Here is a 1,930-nt window from a genome sequence, read left to right as displayed (position 1 = left end):
TCGGAGGTGCACAGTTCATCATGGCCCGGCCGGTCCCGACCCGCGTGGCGCACTTCACGCATCTCGACCAGCTCGCGGCGATCGCCGAGCAGGGCCTGTTGCCGGAGACGGTGGCCATTGAGGCGGACGCGAGGCGTACCGAGGTCGGCAATCTGGAGATCAAGGCGGCCCGCCGCCACCGTCCGGTGCCGGTGGCTCCTGGCGGTGTGGTAGGGGACTACGCGCCGTTCTACTTCGCGCCCCGCAGCCCGATGATGTACGCGATCCACCGTGGCCGGGTGGCTACTTATGCGGGGGGCTGCGACGAGCTGGCCTACCTGGTGACTTCTGTCGAGAGGCTCACCGGGCTGGGGCTCGCGCTGGTCTTCACTGACCGTAACGCCGTCCTTGAGGCAGCGACCTTCCGTTCCGATCCGGCGGATCTGGACACGCTGGTCGACTGGCCGCTGATGCGCGCCAGGATGTGGGCGAACACCGACGCCGAGCCCGACCGCAGGGAACGGCGGATGGCGGAGTGCCTTGTTCACGGCCGGGTGCCCTGGGCCGCCTTCAGCGAGGTAGCCGTCAAGAACGCCGTCAGCAGGCGCAGAGCCCTCGCCACAATGGGAACGGCACAGCCTCAGCCGCCGGTTAGTGTCAGACCTGACTGGTATTTCTAGGGCATGGGACAGGCAGCGATGATCATTAAGGCGGACGGTGACCTCCTCGGCGCCGACGTCGACGCGCTCGTCAACACCGTCAACACGGTCGGCGTGATGGGCAAGGGTCTCGCGCTGCAGTTCCGCCGCGCCTATCCGGCCATGTTCGAGGCCTACCGGCGGGCGGCTGACGCCGGGCAGCTCCGGTTGGGCCGGATGCACGTCTGGCCGACCGGCGCGGCCACCGGGCCGAGATACATCGTCAACTTCCCTACCAAGGGCCACTGGCGCTCCCGGTCGGAAGTCCGGGACATCGACTGTGGCCTGGCTGACCTTGTCCGGGTGGTCCGCGAGCTGAGCATCCGCTCGATCGCGGTACCCCCGCTTGGCTGCGGCAACGGCGGCCTTGACTGGCACGAGATCGAACCGAGAATCCGCTCCGCTCTCGCCGGCCTCGACGATGTGCGGGTCGTCCTCTATCCGCCGGGGCGGACCCCGTCGGCGGCCGAGATGACGACGCGCACCGTCCGGCCGACGATGACTCTCCCGAGGGCAGCGCTGATTCGGATCATCGATCGTTACTGCGCGCGGGCGCTCGAGATCTCCGTGATCGAGGTCCAGAAGCTCCTGTACTTCCTCCGCGACGCTGGTGAGCCTCTCGGGTTGCTCTATACCAAGGGCCGCTATGGGCCCTACGCGGACAACCTGCGTCATGCCCTGATCAACCTCGAAGGGCAGTACCTGACCGGGTTCGGTGACGGCAACGCACGGGTCCTCGACGCCGAGCCGCTCGGTCTCCTGCCCGGCGCCGCCGACGCCGCCGACCGAGCGTTGGCTGACCAGCCGAGCACGACCGGCCGCATCGACCACGTGCTCCGCCTCGTCGAGGGCTTCGAGTCGCCGTACGGCATGGAGCTCCTCGCCAGCGTGCACTGGATCGCCACCCGTGAGGCCACCGACCCCACGGATCCCGACCAGGTCTCCCGGCTCGTGCGCGCCTGGACACCGCGCAAGGGGCGGATGTTCACCGCCGAACACGTCCAGCGCGCCTGGCACGCCCTGCGCGAACGCGGCTGGCTACCACCACCCGAAACGGCTGAGGCATGAGCCTCAGAACATGAGCCTGCAATCGGTGCCGATCTCACGTAATCCGTGGTGTCGCTGTGATCCGCCGTGCCTGCGGCCGGGGCGTATCCGGTGCATATGGCGTGGCCATGATTTCTGATGGGATGCGCACCAGTTCCGCCGCGCGCGACGCGTCCCACGGATACTTTCGCGGATCGGGCCGCGTA

Annotated in this window: 2 protein-coding genes; both read left to right on the top strand. The window is 68.3% G+C overall.

The features are described from left to right. Positions 1–659, top strand: a 659-nt coding sequence (gene darT, locus NBX02_RS13110) for a type II toxin-antitoxin system toxin DNA ADP-ribosyl transferase DarT (RefSeq protein ID WP_250291534.1), incomplete at its 5' end; no start/stop codon positions are given. Between the two features lie 18 nt (positions 660–677). Further along, complete coding sequence (gene darG, locus NBX02_RS13105) at positions 678–1,745, top strand: type II toxin-antitoxin system antitoxin DNA ADP-ribosyl glycohydrolase DarG (protein WP_250283531.1); 1,068 nt, start codon at positions 678–680, stop codon at positions 1,743–1,745. Positions 1,746–1,930 lie beyond the last annotated feature (185 nt).

The sequence above is a fragment of the Protofrankia sp. CiP1_Cm_nod1 genome, from assembly GCF_920888515.1.
Lineage (GTDB): Bacteria > Actinomycetota > Actinomycetes > Frankiales > Frankiaceae > Protofrankia.
The sequence above is the reverse complement of the archived record's forward strand: the minus strand, read 5'-3'. Positions and strand labels throughout refer to the sequence as shown.